27 protein-coding genes and 1 pseudogene are annotated in these 26804 nt (G+C 36.1%); 17 read left to right on the forward strand and 11 right to left on the reverse strand.

Going from position 1 to position 26804, the window contains the following annotated elements:
* The first annotated feature begins 25 nt into the window (after positions 1–25).
* The 3 genes and pseudogenes from ispG to IBX42_RS04535 all read left to right on the forward strand — a co-directional run.
* Complete coding sequence (ispG, locus tag IBX42_RS04525) at positions 26–1087, forward strand: flavodoxin-dependent (E)-4-hydroxy-3-methylbut-2-enyl-diphosphate synthase (protein ID WP_294929442.1); 1062 nt, start codon at positions 26–28, stop codon at positions 1085–1087.
* A complete protein-coding gene (locus tag IBX42_RS04530) occupies positions 1087–2538 on the forward strand; it encodes a replicative DNA helicase (RefSeq protein WP_294929445.1) in 1452 nt (483 codons plus the stop codon). Before ispG ends, IBX42_RS04530 begins: the two co-directional genes overlap by 1 nt.
* A 4-nt stretch (positions 2539–2542) precedes the next feature.
* Positions 2543–3718: pseudogene (locus tag IBX42_RS04535) on the forward strand (ComEC/Rec2 family competence protein); the annotation flags it as partial.
* Here IBX42_RS04535 and IBX42_RS04540 read toward each other — a convergent pair.
* Genes IBX42_RS04540 through IBX42_RS04550 form a run of 3 tightly spaced genes read right to left on the reverse strand, consistent with a single transcriptional unit; the run spans position 3677 to position 6779 of the window.
* The gene (locus IBX42_RS04540) at positions 3677–4585 is read right to left on the reverse strand and encodes a YihY family inner membrane protein (RefSeq protein ID WP_294929448.1); all 909 of its coding nucleotides are present in this window, start codon (positions 4583–4585) and stop codon (positions 3677–3679) included. The pseudogene IBX42_RS04535 and the gene IBX42_RS04540 overlap by 42 nt on opposite strands.
* 6 nt (positions 4586–4591) lie before the next feature.
* Entirely contained in the window at positions 4592–5977 is a 1386-nt protein-coding gene (locus IBX42_RS04545; protein WP_294929451.1) for an FAD-linked oxidase C-terminal domain-containing protein, read from the reverse strand.
* Positions 5946–6779, reverse strand: a complete 834-nt coding sequence (locus IBX42_RS04550; RefSeq protein ID WP_294929454.1) for a plasminogen-binding N-terminal domain-containing protein — start codon at positions 6777–6779, stop codon at positions 5946–5948. The genes IBX42_RS04545 and IBX42_RS04550 overlap by 32 nt, the downstream gene beginning before the upstream one ends.
* Positions 6780–6893: 114 nt before the next feature.
* Between IBX42_RS04550 and IBX42_RS04555 the strand changes: the two genes are divergently transcribed.
* Together IBX42_RS04555 and IBX42_RS04560 are read left to right on the forward strand one after the other, a co-directional pair.
* Positions 6894–8102: a peptidoglycan DD-metalloendopeptidase family protein gene (locus IBX42_RS04555; protein ID WP_294929457.1), complete on the forward strand. Its 1209-nt coding sequence runs from the start codon at positions 6894–6896 to the stop codon at positions 8100–8102.
* Entirely contained in the window at positions 8071–8637 is a 567-nt protein-coding gene (locus IBX42_RS04560; RefSeq protein WP_294929460.1) for an NUDIX hydrolase, read from the forward strand. The genes IBX42_RS04555 and IBX42_RS04560 overlap by 32 nt, the downstream gene beginning before the upstream one ends.
* Before the next feature lie 71 nt (positions 8638–8708).
* On the opposite strand, the gene IBX42_RS04565 is transcribed toward IBX42_RS04560, so the two are convergent.
* The 5 genes from IBX42_RS04565 to IBX42_RS04585 all read right to left on the reverse strand — a co-directional run bounded on the left by IBX42_RS04565 (position 8709) and on the right by IBX42_RS04585 (position 12521).
* Positions 8709–10679, reverse strand: a complete 1971-nt coding sequence (locus tag IBX42_RS04565) for a primosomal protein N' (protein WP_294929463.1) — start codon at positions 10677–10679, stop codon at positions 8709–8711.
* Between the two features lie 15 nt (positions 10680–10694).
* On the reverse strand, positions 10695–10979 hold the full coding sequence (locus tag IBX42_RS04570) for a DUF2442 domain-containing protein (RefSeq protein WP_294929466.1): 285 nt from the start codon (positions 10977–10979) through the stop codon (positions 10695–10697).
* A 73-nt stretch (positions 10980–11052) separates the two neighbouring features.
* On the reverse strand, positions 11053–11547 hold the full coding sequence (locus tag IBX42_RS04575; protein WP_294929470.1) for a prepilin-type N-terminal cleavage/methylation domain-containing protein: 495 nt from the start codon (positions 11545–11547) through the stop codon (positions 11053–11055).
* 21 nt (positions 11548–11568) lie between these two features.
* Positions 11569–11994 (reverse strand): prepilin-type N-terminal cleavage/methylation domain-containing protein, encoded by a 426-nt coding sequence (locus IBX42_RS04580; protein ID WP_294929473.1) that lies wholly within the window; start codon positions 11992–11994, stop codon positions 11569–11571.
* Between the two features lie 98 nt (positions 11995–12092).
* Positions 12093–12521, reverse strand: coding sequence for a prepilin-type N-terminal cleavage/methylation domain-containing protein (locus tag IBX42_RS04585; RefSeq protein WP_294929476.1), 429 nt, complete (start codon positions 12519–12521; stop codon positions 12093–12095).
* Positions 12522–12717: 196 nt separating this feature from the next.
* Between IBX42_RS04585 and flgB the strand changes: the two genes are divergently transcribed.
* The 4 genes from flgB to IBX42_RS04605 all read left to right on the forward strand — a co-directional run bounded on the left by flgB (position 12718) and on the right by IBX42_RS04605 (position 15930).
* Entirely contained in the window at positions 12718–13149 is a 432-nt protein-coding gene (gene flgB / locus IBX42_RS04590) for a flagellar basal body rod protein FlgB (RefSeq protein ID WP_294929479.1), read from the forward strand.
* A gap of 9 nt (positions 13150–13158) precedes the next feature.
* A complete protein-coding gene (flgC, locus tag IBX42_RS04595) occupies positions 13159–13653 on the forward strand; it encodes a flagellar basal body rod protein FlgC (RefSeq protein ID WP_294929482.1) in 495 nt (164 codons plus the stop codon).
* Positions 13654–13666: 13 nt separating this feature from the next.
* A complete protein-coding gene (fliE, locus tag IBX42_RS04600) occupies positions 13667–13966 on the forward strand; it encodes a flagellar hook-basal body complex protein FliE (RefSeq protein WP_294929485.1) in 300 nt (99 codons plus the stop codon).
* Between the two features lie 188 nt (positions 13967–14154).
* The gene (locus tag IBX42_RS04605) at positions 14155–15930 is read left to right on the forward strand and encodes a penicillin-binding protein 2 (protein WP_294929513.1); all 1776 of its coding nucleotides are present in this window, start codon (positions 14155–14157) and stop codon (positions 15928–15930) included.
* Here IBX42_RS04605 and panC read toward each other — a convergent pair.
* A complete protein-coding gene (gene panC / locus IBX42_RS04610) occupies positions 15907–16728 on the reverse strand; it encodes a pantoate--beta-alanine ligase (protein WP_294929515.1) in 822 nt (273 codons plus the stop codon). The two genes, IBX42_RS04605 and panC, sit on opposite strands and share 24 nt — an antisense overlap.
* A 51-nt stretch (positions 16729–16779) precedes the next feature.
* Here panC and prfB point away from each other — a divergent pair, with 51 nt between their 5' ends.
* Positions 16780–17877, forward strand: coding sequence for a peptide chain release factor 2 (prfB, locus tag IBX42_RS04615; RefSeq protein WP_294929518.1), 1098 nt, complete (start codon positions 16780–16782; stop codon positions 17875–17877).
* On the opposite strand, the gene IBX42_RS04620 is transcribed toward prfB, so the two are convergent.
* Positions 17855–18196, reverse strand: coding sequence for a hypothetical protein (locus tag IBX42_RS04620; RefSeq protein ID WP_294929521.1), 342 nt, complete (start codon positions 18194–18196; stop codon positions 17855–17857). The two genes, prfB and IBX42_RS04620, sit on opposite strands and share 23 nt — an antisense overlap.
* A gap of 485 nt (positions 18197–18681) precedes the next feature.
* Between IBX42_RS04620 and IBX42_RS04625 the strand changes: the two genes are divergently transcribed.
* Positions 18682–19908 (forward strand): tyrosine-type recombinase/integrase, encoded by a 1227-nt coding sequence (locus tag IBX42_RS04625; protein WP_294929523.1) that lies wholly within the window; start codon positions 18682–18684, stop codon positions 19906–19908.
* 90 nt (positions 19909–19998) lie between these two features.
* Positions 19999–20892, forward strand: coding sequence for a DNA cytosine methyltransferase (locus tag IBX42_RS04630; RefSeq protein WP_294929525.1), 894 nt, complete (start codon positions 19999–20001; stop codon positions 20890–20892).
* A 41-nt stretch (positions 20893–20933) separates the two neighbouring features.
* On the opposite strand, the gene IBX42_RS04635 is transcribed toward IBX42_RS04630, so the two are convergent.
* Positions 20934–21710: a hypothetical protein gene (locus tag IBX42_RS04635; protein WP_294929527.1), complete on the reverse strand. Its 777-nt coding sequence runs from the start codon at positions 21708–21710 to the stop codon at positions 20934–20936.
* A 705-nt stretch (positions 21711–22415) separates the two neighbouring features.
* Between IBX42_RS04635 and IBX42_RS04640 the strand changes: the two genes are divergently transcribed.
* From IBX42_RS04640 to IBX42_RS04660, 5 genes are all read left to right on the forward strand, one after another.
* Positions 22416–23441, forward strand: a complete 1026-nt coding sequence (locus tag IBX42_RS04640; protein WP_294929532.1) for a RepB family plasmid replication initiator protein — start codon at positions 22416–22418, stop codon at positions 23439–23441.
* Between the two features lie 80 nt (positions 23442–23521).
* Positions 23522–23815, forward strand: coding sequence for a hypothetical protein (locus IBX42_RS04645; RefSeq protein ID WP_294929534.1), 294 nt, complete (start codon positions 23522–23524; stop codon positions 23813–23815).
* Positions 23816–23947: 132 nt separating this feature from the next.
* Positions 23948–24268 (forward strand): hypothetical protein, encoded by a 321-nt coding sequence (locus tag IBX42_RS04650; protein ID WP_294929537.1) that lies wholly within the window; start codon positions 23948–23950, stop codon positions 24266–24268.
* Between the two features lie 177 nt (positions 24269–24445).
* The gene (locus tag IBX42_RS04655) at positions 24446–24910 is read left to right on the forward strand and encodes a hypothetical protein (RefSeq protein WP_294929539.1); all 465 of its coding nucleotides are present in this window, start codon (positions 24446–24448) and stop codon (positions 24908–24910) included.
* On the forward strand, positions 24903–26735 hold the full coding sequence (locus IBX42_RS04660) for a hypothetical protein (RefSeq protein ID WP_294929540.1): 1833 nt from the start codon (positions 24903–24905) through the stop codon (positions 26733–26735). Before IBX42_RS04655 ends, IBX42_RS04660 begins: the two co-directional genes overlap by 8 nt.
* Positions 26736–26804: the final 69 nt, after the last annotated feature.

The raw sequence follows: 26804 nt of genomic DNA on the forward strand, positions 1-26804 counted from the left end.
ATCCCAAACAAGCTAAAATCTCTCCATGATAAAAAGAGTCCAAACCAAACAGATATTTGTCGGCAGTGTTGCGGTAGGCGGTGATGCGCCTATCAGCGTGCAGTCTATGACATTTTCAAAAACTTCAGATGTTGCAGCTACAGTTGAGCAGATAAAAAGACTTCACTTTGCGGGGTGTGACATAGTCCGTGTGGCAGTTCCCGAGATGGAAGATGCTCTTGCACTCAAGTCAATTAAAGATCAAATTTCACTTCCGCTTATCGCAGATATTCACTTCAACCATCGTCTCGCGCTTATTGCCGCTGAAGTAGTTGACTGCATACGCATAAATCCGGGAAATATCGGCTCAAAAGAGCGTGTTAAAGAGGTTGTAAAAGCATGTCAAGCTCGTAATATCCCTATACGAATAGGTGTAAATGCGGGGAGTTTGGAAAAAGAGTTTTTAAACAAGTACGGGCAAACTTCTGAGGGTATGGTGGCATCAGCCGAGTACAACATCAAATTTTTAGAGGATCTGGGATTTAATGACATCAAGATCTCTTTAAAAGCCAGCGATGTGCAGAGAACGGTCGATGCTTATCGCATGCTGCGTCCAAAAAACAGCTACCCATTTCATCTTGGGGTTACAGAGGCAGGAACCCTGTTTCATGCAACAGTAAAGAGCTCCATAGGTCTTGGCGCACTTCTTCTTGATGGTATCGGCGATACTATGCGCGTAAGCATTACGGGAGAGCTTGAAGAGGAGATAAATGTCGCTCGTGCAATCCTAAAAGACAGCGGAGCGGCAAAGGACGGGCTAAATATTATCTCATGTCCTACATGCGGACGCATAGAGGCTGATTTGGTAAGTGCCGTTGGCGAAATAGAGAGACGCACCACACATATAAAAACACCGCTTAACGTCTCTGTTATGGGATGCGTCGTAAATGCCATAGGCGAAGCGGCTCATGCGGATGTGGCAATAGCGTACGGCAAAGGCAAAGGACTTATTATGGTTAAAGGAGAGGTTGTAGCAAATCTTGATGAGAGCGAACTTGTGGACAGATTTGTTCAAGAAGTAGAAAAAATGGCGAAAGAGACAGAGTGATGCAGGAAAATTTATACAATCTCGCTTTTGAGCGAAGCATCTTAAGTTCAATCGTTTTTGAACCAAGCCAGTTTGACGAACTTAGCGTCGCCCTGAGACAGGATGATTTTTACCTTCCTGCTCATCAGGACATCTTTAAAGCGATGACTCTTCTTCTGCAAAAAGATCAGCCCATTGATGAGGAGTTCATTAAAAAAGAGCTCATTAAGATGAAAAAGTTTGATGAGAGCGTTATGCTGGAGATTCTCTCTGCAAACCCTATCTCAAACACCAAAGCGTATGTCGATGAGATAAAAGACAAATCTCTAAAACGCCATCTTTTAACACTGACAACAGAGATAAAAAGAGTGACGGTAGAAGAGGAGTTCACAAGTGCAGAAGTTATCGACATAGTAGAGAAAAAACTCTATGAGATAACCCAAGACAACCAGACAAGCGACTTCAAAGACTCTCCGAAGATGACTTTTGACACGATGGAGTACATCAAAGAGATGAAAGCGCGCGGCAACAACGTGCTTGTCGGGGTTGATACCGGTTTTCATGAGCTAAACAAGATGACGACAGGCTTTGGCAAAGGCGACCTTGTTATAATCGCCGCCCGTCCTGCCATGGGAAAAACATCTTTTATACTCAACACCGTAAACAGCCTTATCATGCAAGGAAAAGGCGTTGCGTTCTTCTCGCTTGAGATGCCCGCTGAACAGCTGATGCTTAGACTTCTCTCCATCCAGACATCCATTCCTCTTCAAATGCTACGTGTAGGAGACATGAGTGATGATCAGTGGAGTTCACTAAACGGTGCGATTGACAAGATGAATTTTGCAAAACTTTTCGTTGATGACCAAGGTAGCATAAACATTAACCAGCTCCGCTCAAAACTGCGAAAACTAAAAAACCAGCATCCAGAGATAGAGATAGCAGTAATCGACTACCTCCAAATCATGCAGGGAGTCGGCAAGCAAGACAGACACCTGCAGGTCTCAGAGATCTCTCGCGGGCTTAAGATGCTTGCTCGTGAACTAAACATGCCTATTGTCGCGCTCTCACAATTAAACCGTGGTTTAGAGAGCAGGAACGACAAGCGCCCTATGCTTAGCGATATCCGTGAATCGGGTTCTATTGAGCAGGATGCGGATATTATTCTTTTTGTATACCGCGACGACGTTTATCTCTACAAAGAGGAAAAAGAGCGCGAAAAAGCGGCAAAAGCAGAGGGCAAAGAGTTTGTACCTACTTATGTTGAGAGGGAAGAGGAGAAGGCTGAGGTGATTATAGGCAAACAGAGAAATGGACCTACGGGCGTTGTTCATCTTATGTTTCAGAAAAAGCTTACCCGTTTTGTCAATGCAGAATCTTTCTCAAAAGGGATTGAAACTGTTTTTGAAAATGTGGACACCCGATCTGCAAATATCAATTTTGGCAATGATTCCATATCTATGCCGCCGCTCTAGATAGATGCTAGAGAGAGTCTCGCTTTTTACCTCAAAGCGAGACTCTCTACACTTTGTCTTACTCTCTTTTTTTATTCTTCTCGTCTCGCTTCTTCTAGAGTACAAAAATTACCAAGAGTTTATAGTTTTTGACTCAGCTCTTGTGGATGCAACCGTTTTAAAACAGTACACCAAAACTAAGAGCAACAGAACATATCAAGTGCTAAAACTAAAAAGTTCTGAGGGTCTTGTTTTTTATACAACAGCCAAAAAATCGCTTCAAGAGATTAAAAACAAAGAGATTTCTCTTGAAATATGGCCCAAAGATTTAACCTTTTACACATACCTTACAACATTTTACGGACCGAGTAAAATCATAAACATAAACGAAGGGAAGAGCGCAAAACAGAACCTAAACGCCTATATTTTAGCCTCACATAAAGAGAAGGAGGTTGCAAATATCTACCAAGCTCTCTATAGCGCAACTCCCCTAGATTACAGACTCCAAAGCGCTTTTTCAACTCTGGGAGTCTCGCATCTTCTAGCCATTAGCGGTTTTCATCTTGGAGTTCTCAGCGCACTTTTGTTCTTTTTGTTTCGTCCGCTTTACGCTTTTATGCAAAATAGATTTTTTCCATACAGAAATGCAAAAACCGATCTCTTCCTAGCTGTTGGATTACTGCTTTTTGCCTATACGCTCTTTTTGGATTCGCCGCCATCGCTTATCCGCGCTTTTGGGATGCTGGTTGTCGGTTTTGTACTTTATGACAGAGGCATTAAAATAGTCTCCATGCAGACTCTGTTTTTAACTATCTTGCTTCTCTTATCTCTCTTTCCAAGGCTCTTCTTCTCCCTTGGTTTTTGGCTCTCCTCAAGCGGAGTTTTTTACATATTTCTATTTTTAATCTACTTTAAAAACCTGAGCAAAATATGGCAATTTTTACTTCTGCCCATCTGGGTCTATCTCTTGATGCTTCCATTCTCTTTGGCGATATTTGAAAATTTTAGCATCTACCATCCGCTCTCAATTCTTTGGACGTCGCTTTTTAGCATCTTTTATCCGCTAAGCATATTTCTACATCTCTTAGGAGTGGGAAATCTTTTTGACCCTGCTCTTCTTTGGCTTCTAAATCTCGGCAAAGAGGGAGTTTTGGTAAGCTTAAATCAATATCTCTTTTTCTTCTATATCCTGCTGAGTCTCTGGGCAATCTTTAACAGGAGTGCCGTTGTCGTTATGCTTATCTTTTCCGGCTCTATTTTCATATACGCGATTTATCATGTAGCATAACTTTAATCCATATACAAAGACAATCCATGATGCATAGATCCACAAAAACAGAAACATAACGATAGAGAAGGAGCCGTACATGGTTGCATACGCTTTATTGTAAAAAACATAGTAGATAAAACCACTTTTGGCGACGCTAAAAGCTACCGATGTAACAAATGAGCTTATTAGCGAAGCCCTTGCGTGGATCTTTGTATTTGCCGCAATTTGAAATATCAGAAAAAAGAGTGCCCAAATGATGAGGTATGGAACATAGGGCAAAATATTGATACCTGCCATATACTCGCTGCTTGACATTAAAGAAGCAACATAACCGGTTATATAAAAAGAGACCCCAAGCCCTATTGGAGTAAGCGTTATAAGTGTCCAAAAGGTGGTTACGGACTGCCAAAACCCTCTCTTTTTTGCATGAAAAATCTTATTTGCAATATACTCGAAATTTTGAAAAAACAGAAGTGAAGAGACGATTATAACGGCAAAACTGATTATGCTCATCTTAACCGAGTTTTGCAAAAATGAGTTTATCTGCCCCATTAGAGCCTCAGATTGAACCAGCATAATGTTTGAGAAGATGAACTCCTGAATCTTCTCATAGTGCTCTGAGAAGTTTGGCATGGAGGTAAATAGAGTAAGCGTAATTACGAGAAGCGGGATAAGCGTAAAAATCGTATAGAAACTAAGACTTGCGGCATAAAAAGTAAGATCTTCATCTATAAATGCAGTTATAAAAAACTTCAAATGTTTATAGAGTTTAAAAACTTTACTTTTTATCTCTTGCATTGTCTTTTAATTCAATCCCATCTTTGCGGGGTTTAAAATATTGTTTGGATCAAACGCCATTTTTATCGACCTAAAAAGCGCTATCTCTTCGGGCGTAAACGCCATCGACATATAAGGCGCTTTTGCAAGACCTATACCATGTTCACCGCTCAGAGTTCCGCCTAAATCAATAGTCGCTTGAAACACCTCTTCTATTGCCTGATAAGCGATTTTTACCTGCTCCGGGTCTTTGCCGTCTACCATTACGTTTGTATGCACGTTGCCGTCTCCGGTATGCCCAAAACATGGGATTTTAACATTGTATTTATCGGCTATGGCATAAAACTTCTCTAAAAGTTCAGGCAGAGCGGAACGCGGAACCGTAACATCCTCGTTTAGTTTCTTGCTCCCATAAACACTGAGCGCCGGCGAAGCATTGCGTCTTGCAAACCAAAGATCAGCCGCCTCTTTTTTATCTTTTGCGATTTTAAACTCATAACAACCATTCTCTTTAAAAACTTTCTCAATTTGAGCAAGCTGAAAATCAAGATCATCCTCCAAGTTTCCATCAACATCAGTCACCAAAAGCGCGCCCGCATCCACAGGAAGTCCTTTGTTAAAAGTCTGCTCGACAGCACGGATAGTCAAGTTGTCCAAAAACTCCATAGCAACAGGCGTTATGCCGCTCGCCATAGTTTTATATACCGCATTCATAGCATCGCTGACACTGTTAAAAACTCCCATTGCAGTTTTTGTCATTTTAGGTTTTGGAATAAGTCTTAGAGTTATTTCGCTAAGCACAGCCAAAGTCCCCTCAGAAGCTATCAAGATACCGCTTATGTTATAGCCTGCCACATCTTTTATGGTTCTTTTTCCCGCCTTGATGATATCGCCGTTTGGAAGCACCGCGCGCGTTGCCATGACATAATCTTTTGTGATGCCATACTTTGCAGCTCTCATTCCGCCTGCATTTTCACTTACGTTTCCGCCGATGCTTGAGTACTCTTGGCTTGCCGGGTCCGGCGGATAGAAGAGTCCGACCTCTTCAACTGCGCGTTGCAAGTCCATGTTTATAACACCCGGCTGAACGACTGCGACCATGTTTTTCATATCTATCTCTAAGATTTTGTTCATGTGCTTTTCCATAGCAAGGACGACTCCGCCGCTGCTGGGAAGTGCTCCGCCTGTAAAACCACTTCCTGCACCGCGGGGAACTATGACAATTCTATGCTCATTGCAGTACTTTAGAATATTGCTTATATCATCTTCATCTCTTGGAAATATAACGGCATCAGGCTCAAAATGCTCACGTGTTGCATCGTAAGAGTATGCTATGAGATGTGCTTTGTCACTATAGATATTTTCATTGCCGACAACTTGACTAAAATAGTCCAAATGTTTTTTTTCTATCATCTTTTTTCCCTTCAAAATCAAATTCTTCAACTATATCTTCGAGCTTTTCGCCGCCGCTTTTTACTATTTCGTAAAGCTCTTTGTTGTTTGGGTTTGCTTTTGCCATCAGTTCATAGTAGTGAGGCTCATACTCTTCGAGCTCGTCACTTCCCTCTCCCCACCAATTGGCATCGATTTCAGGAACTCTCATATAAAAAGGAAGATTCAGCTCTTTTTGCTCTAACTTTGCATCTGTAATAGCCAATATTTTAAAACTTTTTGCATCTAATGTATAAACTCTCTCATCCAAATAGATAAAGACTAAACCCACAGACGTACTCGAACTCATCTCGGTAAAATCACTTCTAAGTGGTGTAGGGTGTCCGTTAAATGAGAGTATGGTAGCAAAAATATCAGGGTGTATCCACTGAATATTGGAGCTTTTTATGACCCTATAGTAAATATCTTCGTTTGGAGCAATCAGAAGAGCTCTAGTATATCCAAAAGCCAAAACAGCCGTATCGCCTACTTTAACATCCCATCTTCCGCTTGGAAGAGCACTGCTGCTTAGTGCATTAAACTCGCTAAGAGCTACTTTTGCAATTTTACTATTCTCATCAAAACTCTTCACTACGGCATTTTTTAAGATGGTAGTATGCTCATCATTAATCCCATGAACAATAAAGCCGCTCACTCCTACGTCAATCTTCTCAATTTCAATCGTAACTTCGGTTGCATCCTCATTAATTCCCACGACAGGGGATTTTACAACAACTCCAAAAAGCTCTAAGGCTATAATTAAAAAAACAATTATCTGCTTCATTTTTCTACTTTATAAATAATATAGTGCGATTATAGCAAACAAACCTCACACTAAGGCAAATTTTGTTAGAGTTTTAAAATTATTTTGAAAAATTTTATATTTACGGTTATATTTATGAGACAATTATTTATCTTTTTTTTATTTGTGACATCTATTTTTGGGGCAGAGGTTGAGACTTCCCGTTGGAGCAGCGGAGAGACATACCTGATGTTTTTAGAGAAAAACTCACTTCCCCTAAGACCTCTTTACTACAACTTAGACCAAGATGAACAACAACTTACCGAGGAGATCTATTCGGGTGTTCACTACCAAATCTCAAAAGAGAAAAGCGGTGAAATTTCTCAGATTTTTATACCTCTAAACGATGAGTTGCAAATCCATATATACAAACATAACGGGGAGTACTTTTTTGAAACTGTGCCCATTGTCAGTGAAACAAGAACAGAAGCGTTTACGCTTAAAATAGAGCACTCTCCCTATCTTGACATCGTAAGAGAGACTGGTTCCGTAAAGCTTGCGACAATCTTTGTCTCAAGTTTTAAACACTCGCTCAACTTCAAAAGAGACCTTCGCAAAGGCGACAGACTTGCTATGGTATATGAACAGAAATATCGTCTTGGAAAACCTTTTTCAATGCCTACTCTAAAAGCTGCCATGATAGAGATGAGAGGTAAACAACACTACATCTACTTAAATGATGATGGCAGATTTTACAACCAAGATGCCAATGAAATAGAAGGTTTTTTACTTGGAAATCCGGTTAGAGGAGCTAGAATATCTTCGTACTTTACAAAAAGAAGATTTCACCCCATTTTAAAAAAATATCGTGCGCATTCGGGAGTTGATTATGCCGCTTCAAGAGGCACTCCGATTGCAGCGGCCGGAAGCGGAAGAGTCGTCTTTATAGGATATACTAGAGGATATGGAAAACTGATAAAAGTGCAACATGAAGATGGTTATATGACTCTCTATGCTCATCAAAACTCATTTAGAAAAGGGTTAAAAAACGGCTCTTACGTGAAAAAAGGGCAGATCATCGGTTATGTCGGAAGTACTGGTCTCTCGACAGGTCCGCATCTGCATTTTGGACTCTATAAAAACAATCAAGCCATTGATCCTCTTCGCGTTGTTCAAGTGGCAACCAAAAAGCTCTCCGGCAAAGACAAAACAGCCTTCTTGCAGCTAAAATCAAACTATGACGAGAGCATAAATCTGCATATTGCCAATGAGACAAAACATGCAAAACTCGGAGTACCTCAGAGTGTTTGTTACTTTTACAATGGAGAGTTTTGTGTACAAGATAGACTCAATTCAGACTCTTAAAGAGCCAAGCTTCGTAAAACCCATATTGATAAACTACTCAGCTAAGGGCATTAACAGAAAATGGGAAGCCGTTGTAACACATGACAGCGTTGCCGTTTTGCTTTGGCATAGAGACAGAGATGCTTTTGTTTTGGTAAAACAGCTTCGAGCAACGGTGCTTAACAAAAATCCAGACAACGGCATAATGTACGAACTGTGCGCGGGCATAGTAGATAAAAACAAAAGCCTTGTCGAGATTGCCAGAGAAGAAGTTTTAGAGGAGTGTGGTTACGATATACCCGCAGAGAGTCTCACAAAAATCAGCTCTTTCTACACAAGCGTGGGAATATCCGGAACCTTTCAAACACTCTACTATGCGCTCTGTGATGACTCCATGAAGGTAAACGAGGGCGGCGGATTGGACGAGGAAGATATTGAGGTCGTCTATGTTCCTACCAAAGAGGCAAAAGAGTTTATGTTTAATGAGAGCTGCCAAAAAACTACGGGCGTTATGATGGCGTTTTACTGGTTTTTTGACAATCAACACTCTCTCTAAAAAAAATAAAAAGATTTATGTAAATTCTAGGCGCAGACAAGAAAGAATACTTTAGAAAAACTTTTATTTTTTTATCCAAATTCAATAGGGTCCATATCTATCTCTGCCAGCTCTATCTTGCAGGCAGAGACTGCTTTGATGATGTCGGTGCTTTTGTCAGAGCGCAGAAGTATCTCAAATCTGTACTTATCCGCAACCCGCTCAATGCCGCACTTTCCAAACCCGACTATCTCTACATTTGAAAACGCTCTCAAAGAGTCCTGCATCTGCTGCATCGCCTCCTGCGCTTTTATACCGTTTTTGTGTGAAAAGAGAATACGGCACAATTTTTTATAGGGCGGATAGAGCTCTTTTCTGTACTCTTTCTCGTCCTCTAAAAAATCCTCATATCTACCTACAAATGCGCTAAAAAAACTCTCGTTAAATGTTTGAACAAGCACTTTTGCACTCTCTTTTCTACCACTTCTTCCCGCTACTTGAACAAGCGTGGAGAGTGCTTTTTCTCTAGCTCTGTAGTCACTCATGCCCAGAATATTGTCAAGCCCCAAAACAACGGCTAAAGAGACACCGTGGTAGTCATGTCCTTTGCTGATCATCTGCGTTCCGACAAGTATATCCGTCTCTTTGTCGTTAAATCTCTTAAGAGCACGCTTGAGCTTGTTTGCGGTTGTAATGACATCTCTGTCAAACTGCTCTACATTCACCGCATCAAACTCGTTTTGTATCTCTTTGACAACCTCCGCCGTTCCAAGTCTTGAACTAACAAGATTTGGACTTTTGCACTCAGAACACTCCTGCGGTATTGCCTGAGCGAAGTTGCAGTAGTGGCACTTTAGCGATCTTGATTTTTGATGAATACTCATCCCCACGCTGCAAAATGGACACTTGTGTGTGTGTCCGCAATCAGAGCAGATAAGGTACTTAAAGTTTGCACGTGTCGGAAGAAAGACAATGACTTGCTCTTTTGCTTTGAGTGTCTCTTGCAGACTTGTCAGAATCATGGGGGAGAGTTTTTCGCTTGAGCGCTCATACACAAACTCTTTCTTTGAGCTAAAGTGTCCGCCTCTGAGTCTCACATACGGAAATTTTACGTAGGTTGTCAAACTCGGTGTCGCACTCCCCAAAACAACGCCAATATTGTGTATCTTTCCCATATAAATTGCAATGTCTCTTGCATTGTAACGCGGACGCGAAGATGATTTATAGCTCTCATCATGCTCCTCATCTACAACAATCAGTCCTAAATCTTTTACGGGCAGAAACAGAGCAGAGCGAGGACCTGCGATGATTTTTGCACTTCCGTCATGAATTTTTCTTAGAGCCTCTTTTTTCTGTTTTGGAGTAAGTTTTGAGTGCCACATGACGACAGCATCGCCAAAGTGCTTATGGAGCCTCTGGTTCATCTGCGGAGTAAGAGAGATTTCGGGCATAAGAAATATAGAACGCTTCTTCTGCTCTATCATCTCCTCAAAATACTTCATATAAATCTCTGTTTTTCCGCTTCCCGTATCGCCAAAAAGGAGTGAGGTTTTATGCTTTTTTAAAAATTCCAGTGCTTCGTTTTGTTTGGCTGAGAGAGTAATAGCAGAGTCCGTCACTGTGAGGAGCGTAGCGACGTGGCAGTCTCTGGGCGTTATGTCACTGTGAGATTGCCACGCTTCGCTCGCAATGACGGTGGATGCGTCATTATGAACAAGCAACACGTCATCCTGAACTTGATTCAGGATCTCATCATTTACATACCCAAGCATAACCCCAAGCGCTTCGCCGAGTGAGCAAAAATAGTATGCAGAGATAAATCGGGCAAGTGTTATCTGTTTTTGTGAGTAAGTCGAGTCGCAAACTTCTAAGATTTCGCTTGTTTTAAAATCAGGCTCTTTGCAAGAAGCAAGTAAAACCCCATAAACCTCTCTGTTTCTTACTTTTACTTTTACTTTTGTGCCGATAGCTATGGCACTTTGACTCTGGTAGGTAAAAGGCTCTAAGGGAGAGTTAAGAAGTGCTATGTTGTAGTAGTGCAATGTTTTAAAATTTTCATTCAATTATGGAAAGAATTTTTACGCAGCTCTATTGGAGTGATCACCCAATGGCTCGATATTTTTGTTTTCATAGAGATCGGTGATCGCAAAACACAAATCATAATCATTCCACTCTAAATCACCATCTGTTATAGAAAAGGTCTTAAAGAGTTCTAAATCTTTATACTTTGATATAGCAGGAATACGTGATAAAAATATAAAATTTTTAAAATCTATAACCCTCACCAGTCCGTCATTGAACTCTAGGCGAATTTGATAATCTTTGATATATTCAGCTTTGACAACTTTTAATACTTGACACATTACTTAATCCTCCCCTCTATTTTAAATTACTGATATACTCTGCATTCCCACGGAGACCGTGGGAACGAGAAAATTAGTTAATTAAGAGTTTGCACATTTCCCCATAAGTACCGTTTGTTGTACTGCATGTAAACGTGCCTCTTTTAGATACATCAGCCTCTGTGCTATCATAGTATGTAAAGACAACATCTATATTATTCACTCTAAATTTATATGTACCAGCAGCTGAACTGCTCCACTTTCCGTTTACCCCGGCTCTGTTTTCTATGGGATACATAAGAACGCCGCCGAAGAGTCCACCGTTGTCCATCTGATTATATGTATTTCCATTACATGTATAAGTACCTGTTCCATTTGGTATATAATCAGGACAACCTATTATTAATCTTGATTGTCTCTCAGTAATGATAGCAGAACGAACAGACGCGACATCCGCAATCCCTTTGGAGATCTCAGCATCAGTTCTTGTAGCTGCTAATTTTGGTACTGCTATGGCAGCTAAAATACCCAAAACTACAATAACAAAAATCATCTCAATCATGGTAAAAGCATTTTTTGATTTTTTCATAACACCTCTTTTTTATAAAGATTAACGAGCAACACTTTCACCTAACAATTTGGTTACGCCTTCTTCTACATCTGCGAACAACGAACATCCGACAAGAGTTCCATCAACGTCGCTTATGGTTAAAGTAGCGTTTTCATCCTGCGTAACTGTAGCTACTGCACATACGTTTGTATTTCCGGCTGTAACAACCTGCGCTGTAATTGTAGTTGGTGTTACAATTAAAGTATCACTTGCCTCCACAAAAGTATCTAGGTCAGGAACTCTTCCTTTTGCAGTAGCGGTAGCCTGAATCTGATTTACAGCAATTTTCCAGTTAGCTAACGATGCTGTAGCCTTTGCGTCGTTACGCGTTACAGCTATTTTTGGAATAGCCACAGCCGCTAAAATACCTAAAATAACGATGACAAATATCAGCTCTATCATGGTAAAACCGCGAGAAAATTTCATAAAAAACCTTCGGTACCAACTTTAAAATCATCCTAAGATAACTTAAAAATAACTACTTTATATATGCATTCCCACGCAGAGCGTGGGAACGAGAGAAATCAACGAGTTACACTTGAACCTGTTAATTTTATATCTCCTTCAGTAACCGTTTTAAACAATATACATGGACCAACACCAGTAACATCTACATCACTTATTGTCAAAGTACTTCCATTAGCATCAGTTACAACCGCACCTTCAGCACAAACACTTGTAACTCCACCACTTACAATTTGAGCAGTTATAGACTCAGTGCCAACAACTAAAGTATCACTTCCATCAATAAGAGTTGTCAAATCAGGAACAGTTCCAGTTGCAGTTGCAGTAGCTTGAATCTGATTTACAGCATTTTTCCAGTTTGCCATCGCTGCAGTAGCTTTCGCATCATCACGCGTAGCAGCCAACTTTGGAACTGCAACCGCAGCCAAAATACCTAAAATAACGATAACAAAAATCAACTCAATCATAGTAAAACCAGCTCTTTTCATAAGAACTCCTTGTATATAAAAAATTTGGTCACTCTTGTAACCTTAGAGAATATTATGAGGCATATAAGATTAATAGTTGCTTAAGAGATTTGGAAGTGGGACTTTTTTCTCATTCCCATCGAGGACGATGGGAATGCATACTCAATCTGGAACTTTAATTGCTTGTAGAGCTACAGATAAACAAAAAGGAGTTCCCATGAGCATAGAGATTTCAGCTTCACATCATCTTGCCGCAAAAGCGCTTGACTACAGAGCGATCCGTCAGGATATGATATCTTCAAACATTGCAAATGCCGACACTCCTTACTATAGACCAAGAGATATTCGTTTTGAAGATGCGCTCTCAGAGCAGAGAGAAAAAATCTTAAACCAGAGCACTCCAAAGTTGCAGATGGCTCAGACGAACGCTACTCATCTGCCACTGCCCGATGAGAAGAGCTCATCTATGCCAAAGAGATTCTTTAGAGACGGGCACATGGCAAGAAACGACGGAAACAGCGTGGATCTTGATGTTGAGACGACAGAGATGAGCAAAAACTCAATTATGTTTAACGCTCTGATTAGTTCCATGAAGAAAAATTCAGAGATCTTCAAAAGCGTTATAGACTCATCTTCAAAAGTTAGTTAAAGGTAAATTATGTCAAATTTTTTAAGCAGTTTTGATATCAGCGGTTACGGTCTATCTGCACAGAGAGTTCGTGTAAATACAATCTCTCAAAACATTGCAAACGCTCAGACGACGAGAACTGACGAAGGCGGACCATACAGAAGAAAAGAGGTAGTATTTAAGGCAATCAACTTCAATGAAGAGTTCAACAAAGCAATCAATGGAATGAGCGAGGGTGCAAAATACCAAGACCCGCTAAACGAGGGTGCGTTTGGCAAAAAGGTGAATCCTGCTATAATGAGCGTTATAGTTGACAAAATCTCACGTGATGACAGAGAGCCAAACCTAAAGTTCGAGCCTTCTCACCCAGATGCGGATGCAAATGGTTATGTGGCGTACCCTAACATTAATCCAGTTATCGAAATGGCCGATTTAGTAGAAGCAACTAGAAGTTATCAGGCGAATGTCGCCGCCTTTGAGAGTTCTAAAAACATGGCAAACAGCGCAATTTCGCTGTTGCAATAAGTAGAGGTATAACATGAGTAGTATTGAGAACATTTCAGGCATCTCCTCCGCCGATCTGTTAAAACAAAAAAGCAAGATAGAGGGTGCTGGCGGCGAAGATTTTGCCAAAACACTTAAATCTGCCATCAATGAAGTTAACGAACTTCAAGAAAAGGGTGACAAAGCCGTCGGCGATATAGCAACTGGGCAGGTAAAAGATCTGCACCAAGCCGCACTTGCCATCGGAAAAGCAGAAACTAGCATGAAGCTTATGCTAGAGATTCGCAACAAAGCGCTTAGCGCCTACAAAGAGTTGGGAAGAACACAGCTTTAAGGGCAACTTTTAGCTACAAAAAAACTCACAAGTTCGTCACCCTGAGTGAAACGAAGGGTCTACTTTGGTCTTTCAAGCTAGATTCTTCACTATGTTCAGAATGACGAGGTTTTGCTTAGAATGAGCATTAACACTCTTCATCAGCATAAAATGCTATAATCCATTTAAAAACCAAGACAGCCTAAAATATGAATAGCAAAAACACAAACAAAGAGAACAAAAGCAAAAAAATATTCATACTCTACTCACTCCTCGTGCTTGGTTTTTTACTCTTTTTAAGCGTTATGCTTTTAACAACCCTAAAAACGCGTGACCTTCCCTCCCTCTACACAAAAGAGAGCTCCAAAGCAGTCAGAGGCTCCATCATAAGTGCGGACGGTTTCCATATAGCATCTACCGCAAAACTTTACAAAGCAGTCGTAAATACACACTATATAGACCCAAAGAAGAGAGAGCTTTTTGTAGAGCTTTTTAGCATCTACTCAGGGATTGATGCCAAAGAGATAAGAGAGAAGATAAGCAAACAAAAAGGGGTTGTGGTTCTTAGCTATAACATTGAGCAAAAAGCGGCACAATATCTCAAGCAACTTGCCTATGAGCTTAGACGGCTCAATGTTTTCATTGAGAGAAAAAACCCGGCAACAGGCAAAACTTCACTGCACGGTCTTAGCATTATAGAGAGCGGAGAGAGCAGAGAGTACCCTTATGGGAAACTTTTAACACCCATCATAGGCTATCCGCATAAAATTGAAGATGACGGTTATACATATGTCAAAGGCGTCAAAGGGGTAGAGAAAAAGTTTGAATATGAACTTCAGGCAAAGCAAGATGCGCTAAGCCAAGGCAAAAGAGATGTGAACGGCTACATCATCCTAAACAAAGAGAGTTTTACAAAACCCGACATTAAAGGGCTTGACGTAAAACTAAATATACCCATTGCCCTTCAGCTTAGAATTGAGAAGATGCTTGATAAAATGAAGATTGAACTAGAGGCAAGAGAGATAATAGCTGCGGTGATGGATACCAAAAGCGGCAAAGTTATCGCCATGGCAAGTTCAAACAGATATCTGCCAAAAGCAATACAAAAAAGTGATTACCCCTCTCTGAACAGCTCTATGATTGAGTACAGTTTTGAACCGGGGAGTGTTATTAAGACTATCACTTTTGCTCTTCTTTTGGATCAAGGGCTTGTCAACCCGTATGATCTGGTAAACGGACATAACGGGCGCTTTAAAATCGGAAGAAAAGTTATAACGGATGAGCATAAGTTTGATTGGCTGAGTGCCGAGAACGTAATCGTGCACTCATCAAACATCGGAATTGCGCAACTTGCACAAAAACTCTCAGGAGTAGCTTTCAATCAAGGTCTGCTTGATTTTGGTTTTGCGTCCAAATCTACCCCTGACCTTGTCTATGAAAAAGTGGGCTCCGTTCCTCATATAATGCAACTCGAAAATGAGATATATAAGGCTACATGCTCCTACGGATACGGCATGCGTGCAAATTTGATGCAGCTTATCCGTGCCTACAGCGTATTTAACAACAACGGAAGAATGGTTACTCCAAGGGTTATAGAGCATTTTATCGACCAATACGACAGAGAAATCACTATTCCCGAACAGGAGCAGCCTCAGGTAATCAAAAGCTCAACTGCTCACAGGGTAAAAAAGATTTTAATCAAGACGGTCAATGAGGGAACGGGTGTAAAAGCCAAAACAGAAGGTTTAGAGGTAGGCGGCAAAACCGGAACGGCGCATATAGTCGAAGACAGAAAGTATGTAAACGAATACAATACCGCCTTTATCGGTTTTGCAAATGACCAACAAAGCAGATACACCATCGGGGCAATTGTTATTCGACCTAAAAAGAGCCAGTTTGCAGCTCAAACAGCAGTACCGGTCTTTAAAAATATAGTAGATACGCTGGTTGGAGATGGTTACTTAAAGCCAGATATTGTCAAGTAATCTTGTCGTTGCTACTTTAACCTCAACCAAAATCAGCGTATTGCCAATCTCAACTCGCTCAAGCCGGTTAAATTCGCGGTCTAAAATCTCTACATAAAAAATCTCTAAGGGTGCTAAAACTTCTCTCATGGCAGCTCTAATCTCTTTAGAATCAACAACTCCCTTGCTTACCATGGCACTTGAGAGTCTAAGGGAGGATGAGATTTTAAGAGCTTCTACCCTCTCATCTTTACTTAGATATGCATTTCTGCTGCTAAGAGCCAAACCATCTTTTTCGCGAACCGTATCGACCGGAACTATCTCAACGCTCATAAAAAGCTGCTTTGCCATTAAAGAGATAAGGTTTAGCTGCTGCGCATCCTTCTTTCCAAAATATGCTCTTGTCGGATTTACAATGTTTAAGAGCTTCATAACTACGGTTAAAACGCCGTTAAAGTGTCCCGGTCTGCTTTGGCCTTCTAAGACATATCCTCTTACTTTTGGTGAGAGGATTGAGACTTCATCCACTCCGTAAATGTCTCTTGAATTAGGAAAAAAAAGAACATCAACGCCGCTAAAGGAGCATATCTTCTTATCTGCTTCATCTTTTTTTGGGTACTTTTCTAAATCTTCACCCTTTAAAAACTGCGTAGGATTTAAAAATATGGAGACAACTACCATCTCGTTTTGCTCTTTTGCTTTTTTTATAAGCGAGATATGCCCCTCATGCAAAGCACCCATTGTCGGCACGAAACCAACGGATAGTTTTATGTTTTTAAGGTGCTCTTTTAACTCTAAGGGACTAGAAATAATCTTCATTTTAAGCCTCAATTTAATATAATCGCAATTATACACTATTGGATTGATTTTATGGATAATTACGAATATACGGAACTTTTAAAGAACCTTTCAAAAAAGATGAGCAATATTACGGGTGTAGTTGAACCGCATAAACTTCAAGCACGCCTAGATGAGATTACCGAGCTTGAAAACTCTCAAGACTTTTGGACTGATGCTTCGCATGCTGCACTGATTCAAAAAGAAAAAATACAGTGCGAGAGAAAACTTAAAAAATATGCCGTTGCAAAAAATGCCATAGATGATGCCCAAGAGCTTTACGAGATGGCTAAAGACGAAAATGATGAAGACACCATCAATGAGTGTTTTAAAAGTGCCCAACAACTTGAGGATTTTATCCGTGACATGGAGATTGAAGTACTGCTAAACGAAGAGACGGATGCTAACAATGCCATCCTCTCCATTCATCCCGGTGCAGGAGGCACGGAGTCTCAAGATTGGGCCTCTATGCTTCTTAGAATGTATAAAAGATTTGCAGAGAGACGCGGATGGAGCGTTGAAGTTCTTGACTATCAAGCGGGCGATGAAGCTGGCATAAAAGATGTCTCACTGCTTATAAAGGGTGAGAATGCCTATGGATACCTCAAAGTCGAAAACGGAATCCATAGACTTGTGCGCATATCGCCCTTTGATTCTAACGCCAAAAGACATACATCATTTAGCTCAGTAATGGTCTCTCCCGAAGTTGATGATGATATAAATATAGAGATAGAAGATAAAGATATTCGTGTTGACACATACCGCTCAAGCGGCGCAGGAGGGCAACATGTCAACAAAACAGAGTCCGCAATTCGTATAACGCATATAGCAACAGGCGTAGTAGTTCAGTGCCAAAACGATAGAAGTCAACATAAAAACAGGGCAACGGCTATGAAGATGTTAAAATCACGACTTTATGAACTCGAACTTGAACATCAAAAAGCAGAAGCAGCCGGTGTCACTAAAAGTGAAATAGGATGGGGACATCAAATCCGCTCTTATGTTATGCAGCCGTATCAGCAGATTAAAGATACGAGAAGCAACATAGCCTACTCAAACATCAGCGCCATACTAGATGGTGACATCGACAAGATGATTGAAGATGTGCTTATTTCTCAGAATCGCGCTTAGGCTTAGGGATAAAACTGTAGCCTAAAAAAAGGATTCCAAAAATCATACTAAGTATGGTTAGATACTGGATTTGTGCCTTTTGCGCATTTTTGAGCTCTTCGACAAACTTGGAGGCTGAAGGCTCTTGATTTTTCTTTGCAGACGATGAACTGCCGCGAACACTCGCCTCCATTCTTGCAACATTCGCAGCCGCTATCTCATTTTCGCTTACCACCTCTTTTGGAGAGATCCAAAAGTACAACATAAAGCCGACAACTAACATGACGACACCCGCAGTTCTAAAAATTATAATTTTATATTTTTTAAATATCTCTTTCATTCACATCCCTTTGTCTTATATATTTCTTTTTTAGCCCAATTAATTATTTACTGACCTTACGCACTTTTGTAAAAAAGTTTGTAAAATACCTTATAATTCTCGAAAAAGATACTTTTTCGTAGCTTTAGGGGGTTGTAGGGACATCTGTCCCTGCCACTAGAACGGACGAGTTCGTTTTAGTGCGTAACATCAGTTATTTAGAATAAATTATAAAAGAAGTCTAATGATTATTATGTCAAACTTCGCGTATGAATATACTTAAAGTAGTCATAATTGTATAAATTCTTTTTCAAAGTGAAAGACTTCACTAATCCCCCTATTATAGGGCTTTAATAACTATATTTATAAATTATTTGAAATTGATAAATTAATGTTTTGGCACTATTTACCCTCATCTGATGCTATCTAATGGGTCAAAAAGGGGTTGAATTTGATTTTTTACTGCTATACTTTTTTAATTAAATCATGAAAGGTTTCTAACTGTAATGAAAGAAGAAGTGAAAAGTTATGCTGGCATAAGAACAAAAATCATGAAAGACGGAACTAAAAACATAATGGTTCGATTAAGACATGACGGAACTAAATATCATGAAATGAATTATACTAAATTATTTGAGTGTGAAACAGAAGAAGACGCATACAAAGAAACAATTATTGTAAAAAGAAGAATTGACAATGGAGAAACTGACCCTTTTGGAAAAAAGAAGTCTGTTATCTTAAATGATATTTGGGAAAAATATAGTACAGAAAAATTAGAAGATGACACATGGAAAAAATCTAGTTATACAACTTATACAACTAATTATAACAAACGCATAAGAAATTCTATTGGTTGGAAACAAGTTCATTTAATAACATATAATAATATAGATAGTATTGTAAAATCAATGAAAGGTCTAGGAAAATCTAGCAAAAGTTTTATTAAATTGATATTGCTACCAGTTTTTGAAGAGTGTAGGAAAAATAAACTTATCAAAGAGAATATTATTCTTGATTTGAAATTAAAAAAGAGGAAGAAAGAAGAGAACAGAAAAATTAGTGATATAAGTCATGACGAGCCTCTTGATATAGTTAGAAAACTTTATAATACTATTCCTAAATATGAAAACATACATAAAAAAGATACTACTAATGAAGTTAGAGCTATATTTTATTTATTGCTTTTGACAGCTCATAGACTTCAAGAAATGATGGATTTAAAACAAGAACATATAATTCTTAAAAAAGATTTAATTATAACAACAGAGGATATCACTAAGACAAGAGAAGATTATCATTTTCCACTTCCTCCAGAAGTGAAAGATTATTTAACTAACAATGCAGATAATGAAGGAAGATTTTTCCCTAATATGATACAAAAAACTTTATTAAATAGGTGGAAACAATTAGTTCAACTTGCAGATGTTGGATTGAAGAATGGAAAAACTTTAACTATTCATGACACAAGAAGATTGATGTTATATGTAATGATTCATGATTGTGAGATTGATGTAGTAATTGCAGATGCTTGTTTAAATCATAAAGTTCAAGGAACAATAAAAAATTATATTGATATACCATATCCTATTATTGAAAAGTCTTTCACTAAATTTTGGAAAATAGTTAGAAACGATAAAGACCAAGAAGAAGAAGAGGAATTCACTTTAAACGATATTCCTCAAGACGTAATTGAAATGTATAAAAAAATGAAACAATCAAAGGTATTACAATGAGGCTTGAATTTTTTTTATTTCAATTTGACATATTACTTGGCAAAGGATTTATAGACTGCTATAATTCACAAAAAAATAGGTTCTTACTTGATGAAATTAAATAAAAAATATAAATTCATAGATTTATTTGCTGGAATAGGTGGCTTTCATATAGGAATGAGCAATCAAGGGGCACAGTGTGTATTTGTATCAGAGATTGATAATCATGCCAGAGCAACATATAAAGAAAATTTTTATAAAGAAGTTCCTGAAATATTTGATAATGACTTATTTAATAATGATATCACAGAGATAGACCACAGTACGATACCAGACTTTGATATTTTATGCGGAGGTTTTCCTTGCCAGCCATTTAGCCAAGCTGGTTATAAAAAAGGATTTGATGATGATAGAGGAAATCTTTTTTTCCATATAGCTAATATTATTGATTTGAAACGACCAAAAGCATTTTTTCTAGAAAATGTTAGACATTTGTTGAAACACGATGATGGTAAAACATTCGATACAATTAAAAATATTATAGAAAAGGAACTTGGGTATTCTATATATTTCAAAATAGTCAAAGCTTCAGACTTTGGTCTCCCTCAACACAGAGCAAGAATATTTATCGTAGGTTTTAAAAATGACACACTACAATCATTTAAATTTCCAGAACCAATACCTCTTAAAATGACTATGAGTGATATATGGGATGCAGAGTGTAGTAAAAAAGTAGGATATACGTTAAGAGTTGGAGGTCGTGGTTCTTCAATAAACGACAGAAGAAATTGGGATAGTTATTTAGTAAATGGAGAAGTAAAAAGAATAAGTTCTGTTCAAGGTAAAAAAATGCAAGGTTTCCCTGATGATTTTGTATTCCCAGTTTCTGAAACCCAAGCAATGAAACAACTTGGAAATAGTGTTGCTATTCCAGCAATTGAGGCAACGGCGGAGAGTATCATTAAGTATTTGGAAGAACTTGAAAAGACTTCTCCTTCTCACTAGAAACCAAAATAAAAAACAATAAATCAATCAGTTGGAGATATTTAGCCTCGAATGTGAAGTGCTCCCCTATAATGTCCGTCAATAAACCTTGTCCATTTTTTAATTGACTTGTCTTCTTCAGTAGTAGGATTATCATTATAGTTCTTGGGCATACCTTTTTTACTTCTGATACTAACAACTGTTTTATCAATGATACTTTCTGCAACCTCATTTGGTAATAAGTTTTTCCATGTTGCAAAATCAGTTGGATTATCAAATTCCCATAAACTGTCTGCTTGAATTTTACTATCAGAACTTCCAGTGCCCTTAAATAAAAAATATGCTAGTAATGGTACCATTGTAATATTCTTTATCGACTTAAAAGGACTTGTGTCATGACTCATTTTAATATCTTCTTGAATAATTTTATTTAATCGTTTGTTCCAATAATCATCAATAGCATTATCTAAGGGTTCTATGTCAAGCTTTATTCTATCAAAAACTTTTTTAATACCAATTCTATTTGTATGATTGATAAGGGCAGGTAAAGCACCTCTTTTCGATTTTAAAGACACATTGATATTGTTTATAGATACGTCAGCTTTTATTATACTTGGTGCTTTGTCTATTTTCAATAAACTACAATTTTTTTGAAGTTCAGTAATACCCATATTACATATATCTAATAGTGAATAGTTATGCGATGGATACTCAATATAATCCATTGTTTTTAGATTGTAAAATCCAACTTTCTCGATATTGTGTAATTTGTTATCTCTCCAATAAATCAAACTAAGTTTCGCTTTTAGTTCGTCAATTTCACCTTTATTTATCGCCATTGATTATCCTAAAATATAATTTAACAAAGTATAGCAATAAATTATTCACTTTACAAATCTAAACGATATTCCTGCTGAAGTTGTTGAAATGGATAAAGAAAAGAAGAAGGAAATAGTAAGGGCAGAGATAAAATCTCTTGAAAATAAAGATTTTGCCCCCACCCTTAAAAGGTTTTTTTTCTATAGGTAAAAAGGTATAAAACTATAGGTAAAAAGGTATTTTTATTTTATCAACTATAGGTAAAAAGGTATAAAACTATAGGTAAAAAGGTATTTTTTTACTTTTTGAAATCTTCTACATTACCCTAAAAACCTTTGTTGTGAGGAATCACTAAAAATCTCTATTATATATTATATTATAGAGAAGAGAGTCTCTATTATATCTCTACGCAGTCATTTTTGAAAATGCTTGTTTTTATAAAAACTAAGTATACCTCATAATTTTCTGAAGAAAATTATTCCACCCTCCGATTATTTTTCTTTTCGAAACAAGTTTCTCATTGAAAAATATATCGTTCCCCCTATTTATATTTTTAATGCCCTGCAGCAAAACTTATATCTATTCATATTTTTTCCACCTCTAAAGAGGTGGATGATTCCTTTTAATCTAGGAGTGATTTTCTTATATTTTTTTAAAAATACCTTTTTTTTTGACTTAGTATAAAAAAGACTTAAAATAGTTTATATAACAAATAAGGATTTAAAATGAATATTTCAAACGGAGATTATGCGAAAAGCAATAAACTAATAAATAGAATGGATTATATGGACGAAAAAAACAATAAGGTATCAATTACATTAAAAGAAGAAAAACTATTGGAATACTTCTTCTATTCACTTCAAAAAAGACATATTATTCGTAAAGAGATAAAAAAAGAAGATTTTTTTTGGACTAGTAAAGGAGTTTTTCATTTTAGTTTAAATGAAGAAGAGAATAGAACTGAACATCTTTTTTTAAAGACCGAAGAAGGAAATGTTAGTTTCGTTGATTTTGAAATGGATGTTAGACATTTAAAAAAGTTTATGAGAGTTGAAGAAGGAAATTATATTCAAGACCTTGAAGAAGTCTTAGGAAAATTATTTACTAAAAAAGTAGTTTATATTAGAACTACAAAAGACAGCATTGAAAATAGAAATGTTTCTCCTCTTAAAAACTTTGTTATTAAAAAAATGAATGTAGAGAAAAAATATAGATGTAATGTTTCTATAGATGTTGAATTTTTATATTTAGCAATTTTTCAAAATGGTCAATTTACTCCTCTAAACATAAATATTGTTAAAAATCTTCGTTCTAAATATTCATTAAGAATATATCAAGAAATAGAAAAAGCATTGAGTTTGAGACACGAAAATTTAACTTTGAGAAGCTTAAAATCCATGAATGATTTTTTTGGAACTACTCATATTATAAAATCTAAAATGGATCAAATTATTCTAAGAACTAAACAAGAGCTGTTATTAAATAAAATGTATTCATTCAAATATGAAGTTTATCAAAATGATAGTAAAGAATGGGTATTCAAAATCACAGATATTATAAAATTATTTGAAAATGACATTATATTTGATTATATATACAATTATTTAGATTTTAGACTATTGACACCAGAGATGCAGGAAGTGTTCAAATTAGAGTATTCAAATGACTATTTGGAAATGATTGATATTGATTCGAAAGAGATTAAAACTGCTACTTCAAGAACGACACATATTCAAAGAAAGCAAAACTAATTTTTTTAAAAATACCTTTTTTTTTTGACAAGGTATTTTTATTTTATAAAATATATGAATATGACAATAAAGGATTTAAAGTGAAAAATGAAAAGTTAAAAGATTTTAAAAATATGTTGATTAAAAGATTAGAAAATAGAACAAAAATATTAAATGAAAAAACAAGTGAATTAAACGAATTAAAAAAAGATAATGAATATATCAAAGGTTATTTAACTTGTCAAATAAACACATTAAAAAGTGATTTAGACACTATAAAAAATGACATTGAAATTATTAAATTATTAGAGAAACAAAATCAAATTCAAGTAAGAGAAATGAACGGGAATTTAAGAATTTTAGATTGTAAAGAATTTAAAATAGAGGTTTTATAATGATTGAAAATTTTTTAATAAATTATTTATTTTGGATTGAAAATAACTTCTATTTATTTATGTTTATAAATTTAGTTTCGTTTATTGGTTGTGTTATTTTTTTTAAAGAGTTCTTGAAGAAAAGAAGAAAAAATGATTGATTTGATAGATATAAATCTCTTTAATTTCATTGATTTTGATTTTACAAATATTTTAATTGAAGAAAAAAAAGAAGATTGGTGGAAAGAAAAAATGTTCAAGTGGATAGAAGATTTCGGACAAAGATTTTTTGATAAAAAAATTTGGTTTATTCCCGATTTCATCGTCGATTTAGTTAAATCTTTTTTAGGATTGATTTTATTTATTTTTGGAATTGTTGTTGTTTTTTTTCTTATTTCTTTAAGTCCATTTATCTACACTGTTTATAAACTTTTTAGAATGATAAAACCAAAGAAAACAGATATAACGAATTAAAAGAGAAAGAGAGTATCAAGCAGGAAAAAGGTATTACTCGGTTGCCCTACGGGAAACACGATAATACAAGGGGGAACTACTTTTGACAAAGGGTCTTTTATGGCAAAAAAACTATTAGTTATTTTTCTTTTGATTTATTTTTTATAATTTATAAGAATAAAAATTAAAAGGATTAAAATGAAATATGATACTGAAAGAAAGAGATTTACTTTTAAGACAGAAATAGCGGAGATATTAGAGAGAGAAGCAAAGAAAGTTTTAAAGACTGAAAGCGAATTCATAGAGGATTTAATTTATAAAAATTCAGTCGAGAGAGATAATCGCTTATCAAATAAAATAGCAAGAGATACAGAAAATTTAATGTTATTAAACATATTAAATAAAGAAGATTTAAGTGAATTATCTATTGAAGAGATATATAAAAAATGTAATGTTATAAACAATGACAAGAAAATCTATCTTGCTGAAAAAAGAAGCAAAGAAGTAGGATTTTATAAAGAAGTTAAAAAAATTGTAAATGCTGAAAACTTTGAAGAACTTATTGATAACTTGAAAAAAAGTGACAAAGATTATTTAAAACAATTAAGATTATTTGGTGCTGTATTTAAAGAATTAAATCTATTGGTGAAAAAGTATGAGTAAGAATTTTAAAAATGGTTTTAAAGCTCGTGAGAGTTTAAATCTTAAAAATGTTAAAACTGTATTTAAAGACATGCAGAAATCTTACGAGGGAGCAAATAAGACAAGACTTGTTAAATATATTCAAAAAGAAGATAATGTTTTTCAATCTGATAAATCTATTGAGAAAATGAATTTAAAGCACTTTATAATTTCTCCAATTGAACCAGAGCTGTATAAGAAACTTACAAAAGAGCAAAAGAAACAAGTTCAAGAAGTAACAAAGGAATGGACACATAAAACATTTAATAAATGGGGTTATATCGCGGGGATAGAAGATAATGAAAACAAAAGCGGTTTAGGTGTTAAAGAAGGGTTTCATGTTCACGCAGGAGTAAATGATAAATATTCAATAAAAGGAAGCATCGACTTATTAAGATTGAGAGAGGGGTTAGTTAGGGATTTATCTGAAAAATTACCTATTTCGATAAGAAAAAAACTTGGTTTGAAGAACAAAAAAGAAAGACAACAAGAAAAAAATGAAAGTAATTCTAAAAAACAAAAGTTCAATCATTTAAATAAAGTTAAAAATTCTGCTGAATATCAAAAAGAGATGTCAACTATTAAAGATATGACTGGTCAAATATCTAATATTTTTAAAGTCATGAATTTTCATAATGAAAAAAAAGAAGAGCTATCTGAAATACATAAATTGGATAAACACCATATTCTGAAAAAACAAGAACCTCTAAAAAATGAAATTGAACATTATAATAAATCAATAAAAAAAAGAGATGATGACATTGAATATATTGAGAAAAATATTTCTCAAAAAGATGAGCGGATAGGACAAGTTGAAAGTTATTACAATAATGAAATCAAACATTTAAAGTATTTCTTAGAAGACGAAGAAAGTAGTTTAAATTTTTATGCTGATGGGCAACATTCATTTTTTAAGAAGCTTATGAAAGATAAAAAAAAGGATGGTCAAATTTCAACTGCTGAATTTTTAGGACAAGTTGCTAGAAATAAATCTTATTGGAAAATGATAAAAGACGATAAGAGAAAAGAGCATGAAAATTATGTTAAATACAAACAAGAGCAAATGAAATCTGAAATAAAAGGTATTGAAAAGGATATCAAATTATTTGAATCTGATAAAAATTTATTGCGTAGATTAAAAGATTCAGATAATAAATCATTGAATATATCTCGTAAAGAGTATAAATCAACTAATGAAGAAATGACTAATCATTTAGATATTTTTAATGAGAATATAAATGAAATTACTGAAAAATTAAAAGTTTTTCAACAGGCTAAAACTGAAATGAGTGAAAAGAAAAAACAATCTATTAATAAAAAGAAAGATATGATTGAACAAGCTTTAAATTATGAAGATACACAATATCATAAGAAAAACCACATTGTGGACGGTTTTGCAGACGATATATCAGAAAAAGCAAAATTAAAAATTAGAACTGCTAGTGGAGAACATAAAGATGGTTTTCATTTTAATGAAACAAATCAAGAAATTCATATCCCTTATAGAAAAAATAATCAAGAAATTAGAGGAACTGTAATATTTGCTAATCTTGTTCGTTTAGTTAAAGAACAAACTAATTTATCAAAAGCTGAAATTATTGATATGTATGACGAAAAAACATTATTAAGACAACTAAAAGAAGTGATGAAAGAAGATAGAAAAATCAACAAAGTATCTATTCCAAACCTACGAACATTAGAAGAAGCACTTGCTAAATGTTATAACATAGAGATAGAACAAGAGAACACCTATGAATATATTACTAAATCAGAAGAAGAGGAAGATTATTCGTATATGGGTATGTAATACGCCATTGTGACGTTCACGGCTGATTCATACAAAGGAATAAAAAATGCTTTATAGGGAGCATGAAAG

Origin of the sequence: Sulfurimonas sp. (assembly GCF_014859695.1) — a bacterium.
In the GTDB taxonomy this organism is placed as follows: Bacteria; Campylobacterota; Campylobacteria; order Campylobacterales; family Sulfurimonadaceae; genus Sulfurimonas.

Bases quoted from the DNA above. Each gene is read 5' to 3' on its own strand.
- IBX42_RS04550 (WP_294929454.1), bottom strand. From the start codon at position 6,779: ATGAAGCAGATAATTGTTTTTTTAATTATAGCCTTAGAGCTTTTTGGA.
- IBX42_RS04585 (WP_294929476.1), bottom strand. From the start codon at position 12,521: ATGAAAAGAGCTGGTTTTACTATGATTGAGTTGATTTTTGTTATCGTT.
- ispG (WP_294929442.1), top strand. From the start codon at position 26: ATGATAAAAAGAGTCCAAACCAAACAGATATTTGTCGGCAGTGTTGCG.
- IBX42_RS04570 (WP_294929466.1), bottom strand. From the start codon at position 10,979: ATGTGTCAAGTATTAAAAGTTGTCAAAGCTGAATATATCAAAGATTAT.
- flgB (WP_294929479.1), top strand. From the start codon at position 12,718: ATGAGCATAGAGATTTCAGCTTCACATCATCTTGCCGCAAAAGCGCTT.
- IBX42_RS04630 (WP_294929525.1), top strand. From the start codon at position 19,999: ATGAAATTAAATAAAAAATATAAATTCATAGATTTATTTGCTGGAATA.
- IBX42_RS04650 (WP_294929537.1), top strand. From the start codon at position 23,948: ATGATTGATTTGATAGATATAAATCTCTTTAATTTCATTGATTTTGAT.
- IBX42_RS04575 (WP_294929470.1), bottom strand. From the start codon at position 11,547: ATGAAAAAATCAAAAAATGCTTTTACCATGATTGAGATGATTTTTGTT.
- flgC (WP_294929482.1), top strand. From the start codon at position 13,159: ATGTCAAATTTTTTAAGCAGTTTTGATATCAGCGGTTACGGTCTATCT.
- IBX42_RS04635 (WP_294929527.1), bottom strand. From the start codon at position 21,710: ATGGCGATAAATAAAGGTGAAATTGACGAACTAAAAGCGAAACTTAGT.
- IBX42_RS04530 (WP_294929445.1), top strand. From the start codon at position 1,087: ATGCAGGAAAATTTATACAATCTCGCTTTTGAGCGAAGCATCTTAAGT.
- IBX42_RS04620 (WP_294929521.1), bottom strand. From the start codon at position 18,196: ATGAAAGAGATATTTAAAAAATATAAAATTATAATTTTTAGAACTGCG.
- panC (WP_294929515.1), bottom strand. From the start codon at position 16,728: ATGAAGATTATTTCTAGTCCCTTAGAGTTAAAAGAGCACCTTAAAAAC.
- fliE (WP_294929485.1), top strand. From the start codon at position 13,667: ATGAGTAGTATTGAGAACATTTCAGGCATCTCCTCCGCCGATCTGTTA.
- IBX42_RS04555 (WP_294929457.1), top strand. From the start codon at position 6,894: ATGAGACAATTATTTATCTTTTTTTTATTTGTGACATCTATTTTTGGG.
- IBX42_RS04655 (WP_294929539.1), top strand. From the start codon at position 24,446: ATGAAATATGATACTGAAAGAAAGAGATTTACTTTTAAGACAGAAATA.
- IBX42_RS04640 (WP_294929532.1), top strand. From the start codon at position 22,416: ATGAATATTTCAAACGGAGATTATGCGAAAAGCAATAAACTAATAAAT.
- IBX42_RS04580 (WP_294929473.1), bottom strand. From the start codon at position 11,994: ATGAAATTTTCTCGCGGTTTTACCATGATAGAGCTGATATTTGTCATC.
- prfB (WP_294929518.1), top strand. From the start codon at position 16,780: ATGGATAATTACGAATATACGGAACTTTTAAAGAACCTTTCAAAAAAG.
- IBX42_RS04540 (WP_294929448.1), bottom strand. From the start codon at position 4,585: ATGCAAGAGATAAAAAGTAAAGTTTTTAAACTCTATAAACATTTGAAG.
- IBX42_RS04545 (WP_294929451.1), bottom strand. From the start codon at position 5,977: ATGATAGAAAAAAAACATTTGGACTATTTTAGTCAAGTTGTCGGCAAT.
- IBX42_RS04605 (WP_294929513.1), top strand. From the start codon at position 14,155: ATGAATAGCAAAAACACAAACAAAGAGAACAAAAGCAAAAAAATATTC.
- IBX42_RS04625 (WP_294929523.1), top strand. From the start codon at position 18,682: ATGAAAGAAGAAGTGAAAAGTTATGCTGGCATAAGAACAAAAATCATG.
- IBX42_RS04660 (WP_294929540.1), top strand. From the start codon at position 24,903: ATGAGTAAGAATTTTAAAAATGGTTTTAAAGCTCGTGAGAGTTTAAAT.